Origin of the sequence: Synechococcus sp. R3-13 (genome assembly GCF_047462195.1) — a bacterium.
GTDB lineage: Bacteria > Cyanobacteriota > Cyanobacteriia > Thermostichales > Thermostichaceae > Thermostichus.
In genome coordinates this window covers 1-7,785 of sequence record NZ_JANSIO010000147.1, presented here as the reverse complement: position 1 = coordinate 7,785, position 7,785 = coordinate 1, and the positions used below count along the sequence as shown (strand labels likewise).

The 7,785-nt window shown below is 61.2% G+C and carries 6 protein-coding genes and 1 pseudogene; 6 read left to right on the top strand and 1 reads right to left on the bottom strand.

Features of this window, described 5'->3' with window-relative positions; genetic code table 11:
• Window positions 1–383: pseudogene (locus NW856_RS04770) on the top strand (ABC transporter ATP-binding protein); the annotation flags it as partial.
• Window positions 384–394: 11 nt separating this feature from the next.
• The gene (locus NW856_RS04765; protein ID WP_414399355.1) at window positions 395–1,231 is read left to right on the top strand and encodes a metal ABC transporter permease; all 837 of its coding nucleotides are present in this window, start codon (window positions 395–397) and stop codon (window positions 1,229–1,231) included.
• Here NW856_RS04765 and NW856_RS04760 read toward each other — a convergent pair.
• On the bottom strand, window positions 1,200–2,051 hold the full coding sequence (locus tag NW856_RS04760) for a hypothetical protein (RefSeq protein ID WP_414399354.1): 852 nt from the start codon (window positions 2,049–2,051) through the stop codon (window positions 1,200–1,202). The genes NW856_RS04765 and NW856_RS04760 overlap by 32 nt on opposite strands.
• 171 nt (window positions 2,052–2,222) lie before the next feature.
• Between NW856_RS04760 and NW856_RS04755 the strand changes: the two genes are divergently transcribed.
• The 4 genes from NW856_RS04755 to NW856_RS04740 form a co-directional block, all read left to right on the top strand.
• A complete protein-coding gene (locus NW856_RS04755) occupies window positions 2,223–4,046 on the top strand; it encodes a dipeptide ABC transporter ATP-binding protein (RefSeq protein ID WP_414399356.1) in 1,824 nt (607 codons plus the stop codon).
• A 203-nt stretch (window positions 4,047–4,249) separates the two neighbouring features.
• A complete protein-coding gene (locus tag NW856_RS04750; RefSeq protein ID WP_414342492.1) occupies window positions 4,250–5,002 on the top strand; it encodes a response regulator transcription factor in 753 nt (250 codons plus the stop codon).
• Window positions 5,003–5,086: 84 nt separating this feature from the next.
• Entirely contained in the window at window positions 5,087–7,219 is a 2,133-nt protein-coding gene (locus tag NW856_RS04745; RefSeq protein ID WP_414399353.1) for a TIGR00300 family protein, read from the top strand.
• A 68-nt stretch (window positions 7,220–7,287) separates the two neighbouring features.
• The coding region (locus NW856_RS04740) for an S-adenosyl-l-methionine hydroxide adenosyltransferase family protein (protein ID WP_414399352.1) at window positions 7,288–7,785 on the top strand (498 nt) is incomplete at its 3' end.

Sequence of the window (7,785 nt, the reverse complement as noted above, 5' to 3'; positions counted from 1 at the left end):
CATCCCACCTGTCCTCTAAGGCTTTGGGCCAGCTCAGCGGCGGGGAGCTGAAACGGGTGCTGTTGGCCTATTGCTTGGCTTGGCCGCGGCGGCTGCTTATCCTCGACGAGGCACCGGCAGGCTTAGATAGGCTCAGCGAGGGGGAGTTTTACCGGCTCTTGGAAGAGCTGCGCCAATCTCTGGGCTGGGCCATTTTGCAGATCTCCCATGATCTGGAAATGGTGTCTTGCTATTGCGACCGCGTGCTGTGCCTCAACCAATCCCTCATCTGCCAGGGATCCCCCCAGGTGGCTTTGGCACCAGAAGTGTTGAGCCGCGTTTATGGGCCTGTTCGCGACAGCGGTGCGGAGCACTATTTTGCCCGCTACATCCACCGTCACTGAGAGACAAAGAGATGTCGGAAGGCTGGGCGCAGGTGGTGGAGCTGTTGCAGTTGCCCTTTATGCAGCGGGCCATGCTGGGCGGGATCCTCACCGGCATGACGGGCGGGCTGCTGGGCAGCTTTGTCATCTTGCGGCAACTGTCGTTCTTTAGCGATGCCCTGGGGCATTCGGCTCTGCTGGGGATTGTTTTGGGAGTGCTGCTGGGGCTGAATCCCACCGTGGTGCTGATGGTGTTTGGGGTGGGGTTTGCTTTGGGCGTCACCTTTGTCCTGGAGCGCACCCAACTGTCGGCGGATGCGGTGCTGAACATCATCTACTCTTCCTCTTTGGCGCTGGCCGTTATCACCCTCAGCTTGCTGCCCGGCTATCGGGGTAACCTCAACCAGTTGCTGTTCGGGGACATTTTGGGGATCAGCCCAGCGGCCCTGTGGACGAGCGGGATCCTCTTGCTCATCGGCTTGGCCTATGTAGGATTGACTTTGCCCGCCCAGATGTTGCTGACCCTGGATGAGCCGCTGGCGCGGGCACGAGGGGTTCAGGTGGGCTGGCAGCGGCTGGCCTTTGTGGTGTTGCTGGCTTTGGTGGTGGCCCTGGCGATTCGCTCGGTGGGGGTGTTGCTGGTGAGCGCTTTTGTGGTCATCCCAGCCTCGACAGCACGGATGTTGGGATCCCGGTTCACGACTTATGTGATGCTGGCCATAGGCATTGGGGGACTGAGCGCGGTGTTGGGGATGATCGCCTCGGCGGCCTTCAACCTGCCCTCCGGCCCCAGCATTGTCGCCACCCAGTTGCTCTTTTTTCTCCTAGCTATGGCGCTCAAGGGGGTGTCGCAACTCCTGCAGCTCTAGCTAGCGGCAATCCAAGAGCTCTCTCGGGCAGCGGCTTTTCCTGCAGAAGCTGGCCAAACAGGCGGCGATAGCTCTCTGGAAAGACCTGCCCGCTGAGGGTGGGCTGTTCGTAGAGCCGCTTCAGGGTGTTCAGATCCCGCTTGGTGATGTTGGGCACCCGCAACACCCGCCGATTGCCGGTAGCCGCCGCATGGTGTCCGCCATACATCAGATCCCGCAGGTTCGGGCTATGGCCCCACAGCCCCAGCCCATGCCCGATCTCGTGTCGGGCCACCGCCGTCACCTCGGCCAACCCCTGTCCCTCTGTGATGATGATGCGCACCCGCTGTTGTAAAGAGCCATCCGAGGCGAAGAAAAACTCCGGGCGGGCCGCCCCTGCCACCCCGCCGCCAATAGGAGGAACGCGGTAAATGCTCATCCCGTACAGGGCTTCTTCCTCTTTGGCCACCACCTTGAGCGGGATGTAGGCCGACCACTCCTTCACCGCTTGCTCCACGGAGGCCTTCCACTGGGGGTGATCCCCTTGGATGTAGATAGGGACGGGATAGAAGGCCCACTGGGCATAGGCTCCACCTGGCAAAAGCGGCTCGATTTCCTCAAAGTAGTCTCCCACCGCCTTGTCGTAGGCGTAGCGATCCAGGCCGGGAGGAAGTTTGAGCCGCATCGGCTGCGGCAGTTCTCCGGCTTGAGTTTGAGCCTGGGCTTGCAGGGCTTCAATGCTAAAAAAGTGTGGAACTGGAAGGGATCCCCTGCCCCCCACTGCCAAAGTGAGGAGCATCGCCCAGCCGAGGATGCAAAGCTGTAGAAGGCGTCGCCGCATCAAAGCCGCCCTTCCGCACTTGTTTCTCTACAAGGTTAGTGGCTCAGAAAGCAAGTGTCATTCACGTCAGCGGTGCGGAGCACTTTGGGGGCCAAGACGGGGACGGTGGTCTATAATCCTGCCAATCCTCCCATTGCGTTCGCGCCAGCGGTGCGGAGCGCTTTCGTCGCCATGATCGAGGCTGTTCCTGCTGCCGATTCTGCCTTGCTGACCGTACAAGGGCTGCGGGTTTTCTTGCCCAGCCGCACAGTTGGCGTCAGCAGGAGGGAGCCTTCGGGATCCCCGGTGGTGGACGGGCTGTCTTTCCAGATCGGGATCGGCCAGACCTTAGGCCTGGTGGGGGAGTCGGGATCCGGCAAAACCATGACCGCCCTGACGCTGATTGATCTGCTGCCCAGCTCGGCCCGGATGGAGGGCAAAATCCTCTTCAAGGGCCCTGACGGAACGGTGGACTGGCTGCAGTTGGATCCCCGACAACGGCGGCGCTATCGCGGATCCCAAATTGCCATGATCTTCCAGGAGCCGAGCACCGCCCTCAACCCCCTCTACACCTGTGGCCAGCAGTTGCAGGAAACCCTGAGGGCCAACACCTCTCTAACGCCGGTGGAGATCCGCGCCCAGGCCATTCGCCTGTTCGAGGAGGTGCAGCTTTCTCCCCAGATGCTGGAGCGCTACCCTCATCAGCTCTCCGGCGGCCAAATCCAACGGGCAGCCATCGCCTGTGCCATCGCCTCCAATCCCCAACTGTTGATTGCCGATGAGCCGACCACCGCTCTGGATGTTACGGTGCAAGCGGAAATCCTGCGCCTGCTCTGGGAGCTGCAGCAGCACCGGCAGATGGCCATCCTCTTCATCACCCACGATCTCAATTTGGTGGCCGAACTGGCAGATCAGGTGGTGGTGATGCGCCGGGGCCAAGCTGTGGAACAGGGATCGGTGGAGCAGATCTTTCGGGATCCCCAGCATCCCTACACCCGCGGCCTGTTGGCCTGTCGCCCGGTGTTGGAGCGGCGGTTGCGGCGGTTGCCCACCGTCCAGGATTTTCTGGAAAAAGGGGGATCCCCAGAGGAGCAGTGGCAGCAGGTGGAGATCCCGGCTGCCGTTCGCGTAAGCGGGACGGAGTCCTTAGAGGAAGAACGGCTGCGCCGGCTGTACAGTCAGCCCCCCCTGCTGCAGGTGCGGGATCTGCGAACCCACTACGCCGTCCGTCGAGGGCCATTTGGCCGCCAGGTGGGCGAGATCCGAGCTGTGGATGGGATCAGCTTTGACCTCTACCCCGGAGAGACCTTGGGGCTGGTGGGAGAGTCCGGCTGCGGCAAAACCACCCTGGGGCGAACCCTGTTGCGCCTGGTCCGTGCCAGCTCTGGCCAGGTGATCTACGACGGCGAGGAGCTGCTCCGCTTGCCGCCCCAACGCTTACGTCGTCTCCGCCGCGAGATTCAGCTGATCTTTCAGGATCCGGCAGCCTCACTGGATCCGCGCATGAGTGTGGGAGCCAGCGTCATAGAGCCAATGGCCCTGCACGGGATTGGGAGAAATGCTGCTGAGCGACGAGCACGGGCCCAACGCCTGTTTGAACGGGTAGGGTTGGATCCGGAAGCGCTGGATCGCCTGCCCCACCAGTTTTCCGGAGGACAGCGGCAGCGGATCTGTATTGCCCGCGCCCTGGCCTCGGAGCCCCGCCTGATCGTCTGCGATGAGGCAGTGTCTTCCCTGGATGTCTCCGTGCAGGCCCAGGTGCTGAACTTGCTCAAGGATCTGCAGGAGGAACTGGGGTTGGCCTACCTGTTCATCTCCCACGACCTGAGCGTGGTCAAGTTCATGAGCGACCGCATCATGGTCATGAACCGGGGCCGCATCGAAGAGCTTGGCCCCGCCTCCCAGATCTACCAGCAGCCGCAGCAGGACTACACCCGCCGCCTCATCGCCGCGTTCGCGCCAGCGGTGCGGAGCACTTCCCCCAAAGGGAGATCCGTTCGCGATAGCGGGCCGTAGGCCTTAAAAACGCACCCATTTGCCCCAAACGGGTTGAAAAGTTTCCCCTGCATCCGGCTCCGGGCTGGGCAACCCTGCGGGTTAACTTCGCAGTAAGATTTGCAATGAGGCTAAAATTAAGTAAACTTCCAGTCGTAAAGCTTCGGCTCTTTGTTAGCACATTTAACAAAACGTTTTATCCGCAGTTTGGGCTGCAACCGGCTATGGCTCGCATACTCATTATTGAGGACGACCCTTCGATTCTGGATATCCTGCGCATCAATCTGGAGTTGGCGGGCTACGAGGTCGTAAAGGCCACCGATGGGGTACGCGGACAAGCGTTGGCTCTGCAAGTTCTCCCCGATCTGATCATCCTCGACCTGATGCTGCCCCAGGTAGATGGCCTGACCGTTTGTCAGCGCTTGCGGCGGGAGGAGCGCACCAGCGAGATCCCGATTTTGATGCTCACCGCCCTCGGCCAAACCCAGGACAAGATCGAGGGCTTTAATGCCGGTGCCGACGACTACCTGACCAAGCCTTTTGAGGTGCAGGAGCTGCTGGTGCGGGTGCGGGCCCTGCTGCGTCGCTCAGACCGGATCCCACAGGCGGCCAAGCATGGGGAGATCCTCACCTATGGCCCTCTCACGCTGGTGCCGGAGCGCTTTGAGGCGTTGTGGTTCGGCAAAACGATCAAGCTCACCCACCTGGAGTTTGACCTGCTCCACTGCCTGATGCAGCGACACGGGCAGACTGTTTCTCCAAGCGAAATCCTGCAGGAGGTGTGGGGCTACGAGCCCGACGACGACATCGAGACCATCCGTGTTCACATCCGCCACCTGCGCACCAAGCTGGAGCCGGATCCCCGCCACCCCCAGTACATCAAAACTGTCTACGGGGCGGGCTACTGTCTGGAGTTGCCCAACATTGCCGATCCCAGCCCACTGCAGCCAGAGCTGGCGAAAGATTCCCACAAATAATGATTCTTTCATGATTCTTGAGGATGCTGCTCACGCAACTGCTAATCTAGGGGATGCCCTGCTGCAGATTGCGCTCTGAGATCTATGCCTGGTGCCATTCGGTATTTGATGTGCCCACCCGATCACTACGAGGTGGACTATGTGATCAACCCCTGGATGGTGGGGAATGTCCACCGCTCTTCGCGGGAACGGGCGCTGCAGCAGTGGCAGGCTCTTTATCGGCATCTCTCGCAGCGGGCGGAGGTGAAGCTAATCCAGCCGGTGCCGGGATGGCCGGATATGGTGTTTACGGCGAATGCTGGGCTCATCCTGGGATCCAAGGTGGTGCTGAGCCGTTTTTATCACCCAGAGCGGCAGGGGGAACAGCCCCATTTCAAGGCTTGGTTTGAGGAACAGGGCTACACCGTCTATGAGCTGCCGCCGGCCCTGGCTTTTGAGGGGGCGGGAGATGCTCTGTTGGATCGGGCAGGGCGCTGGCTGTGGGCGGGCTACGGCTTTCGCTCCATGTTGGAGTCTCACCCCTACTTGGCCAAGTGGCTGGGGATCGAGGTGTTGTCTTTGCGGCTGGTGGACGAGCGGTTCTACCACCTAGACACCTGCTTTTGCCCCCTCTCCGAAGGCTATTTGCTTTACTATCCACCGGCTTTTGATGCCTATTCCAACCGCTTGATCGAGATGCGGGTGCCCCCTGAAAAGCGGATCCCGGTTCAGGAGGCGGATGCCATTCACTTTGCCTGCAATGCCGTGGATGTGAACGGCACGATCTTGGTGAATCGGGTCAGCCCAGAGCTGGAAGCCACCCTACAGGAGCGGGGATTTGCGGTGGTGCAGACGGAGCTGACGGAGTTCCTGAAAGCCGGTGGGGCGGCCAAGTGCCTGACGCTGCGCCTCGACGAGACGGTGGCTCCCCAAACCGATCCGGTGGCCACGGTGCTCAGCCGGACGGTGACCCTCCAGGGACACTTGGTGGACAGCGACCTGCTCACCAGAGCCGTCGATTGCATTGTCGACAATGGCGGCAGCTTCCAGATCCTCAAGTTTCAGCTTGGGGAAAAACGGCAGAGCACTTCCACGGTGGAACTGGCCGTTTCCGCTCCCACCGAAGAGACCCTGGATACCATTCTCAGCGCCTTGATCGAGCAGGGGGCCCGTCTCTCGGAGGAAACCCAGCAAGATGCCCGTCTGGAGCGGGTAGAGAAAGCAGGGGTAGCGCCCGACGATTTTTATGTCACCACCATCTATCCCACGCAGGTGCGGGTGGCCGGCCAGTGGATCCCGGTGCAGCGGCAGCGCATGGATGGGGTGATCGTGGTCAAGGGATCCGATTGCAATGGCAAGACGGAGTTTTCAGCCTATTGCACCCTGATTCGAGATTTGCAGGTGGGGGATGCCGTGGTGTGTGGGGTGGAAGGGATCCGCACCGTGCGCCAGGCCAGCAAAGAGCGCTCTTCCCAGGAGTTTACCTTTATGGGATCGGGGGTCTCCAGCGAGCGGCGGGTGGAGATCCTGGTGGAGCAGATTGCCTGGGAGCTGCGGCAAATCAAGGAGCGGGGCGGCAAAACGGTGGTGGTGGCAGGGCCGGTGGTCATCCACACGGGCGGTGGATCCCACTTGGCCACCCTCATCCGCGAAGGCTATGTGCAGGCGCTGCTGGGGGGCAATGCCATTGCCGTTCACGATTTGGAGCAGAATCTCTACGGCACCTCGCTGGGGGTGGATCTGTCGCGGGGCACGCCGGTCAAGGGCGGCCACAAGCATCACCTCAAAACCATCAACCTCATCCGCAAGTACGGCAGCATCCGGGCCGCAGTGGAAGCGGGCGTGATTACCGGTGGGGTGTTCTACGAGTGCATTCGCGCTCAGGTGCCCTTCTCCCTGGCGGGATCCATCCGTGACGATGGGCCGCTGCCGGATACGGAGATGGATTTGATCAAGGCCCAGCAGGATTACGCACGGCTGCTACAGGGGGCCGACATGGTGTTGATGCTCTCCAGCATGTTGCACTCCATTGGAGCCGGGAACATGACGCCTGCCGGGGTCAAGCTGATCTGCGTGGACATCAACCCGGCGGTGGTGACCAAGCTGGCCGATCGGGGATCCCTGGAGTCGGTGGGGATTGTTACCGATGTGGGCCTGTTCTTGAGCTTGCTGGTGCAGCAGTTGGCCCGTCTGGGACAGGTGTACAAACGCCCAGAACCCGCTCTTGCCGCCCGCTAGCCGCCCCATCCATAAGCGCTGTTATCTTTTGGGATCCTTAAACTGGGATCCTCAAGCCTCAAAAGGGTATGCCTTTTATTAGCCTGTTGACGGATTTTGGCCTGCAGGATCCCTATGTGGGCATTATGAAAGGGGTGATTCATACCCTTTCCCCACAGGCTCAACTCATCGACCTCAGCCATGGGATCCCGCCTCAGGATGTGGCGGCGGCTCGCTTTGCCCTGATGACGGCCTACCCCTATCTGCCGTCGGGCACCATTCACCTGGCCGTTGTGGATCCAGGGGTGGGGAGTAGCCGCCGGGCGGTAGCCATCCAAACCGAGACGGGCTTTTTGGTTGGCCCTGACAATGGCCTGTTCAGCGGCGTTTTGGCCCAAACTCCGGCGCTGGCTGCTGTGGAACTCAACCGGCCCCGCTATTGGCGCACCCCCTCTCCCAGCCGCACCTTTCACGGGCGGGATATCTTTGCCCCGACTGCCGCCCATTTGGCCAACGGGATCCCTTTGGCGGAGCTGGGGGATCCCCTAGACGTAGCAGAACTAACCCGCTGGGAGTGGCCGCCACCC

Coding starts and splice junctions, on each gene's coding strand:
- NW856_RS04765 (WP_414399355.1), top strand. CDS start 395: ATGTCGGAAGGCTGGGCGCAGGTGGTGGAGCTGTTGCAGTTGCCCTTT.
- NW856_RS04760 (WP_414399354.1), bottom strand. CDS start 2,051: ATGCGGCGACGCCTTCTACAGCTTTGCATCCTCGGCTGGGCGATGCTC.
- NW856_RS04755 (WP_414399356.1), top strand. CDS start 2,223: ATGATCGAGGCTGTTCCTGCTGCCGATTCTGCCTTGCTGACCGTACAA.
- NW856_RS04750 (WP_414342492.1), top strand. CDS start 4,250: ATGGCTCGCATACTCATTATTGAGGACGACCCTTCGATTCTGGATATC.
- NW856_RS04745 (WP_414399353.1), top strand. CDS start 5,087: ATGCCTGGTGCCATTCGGTATTTGATGTGCCCACCCGATCACTACGAG.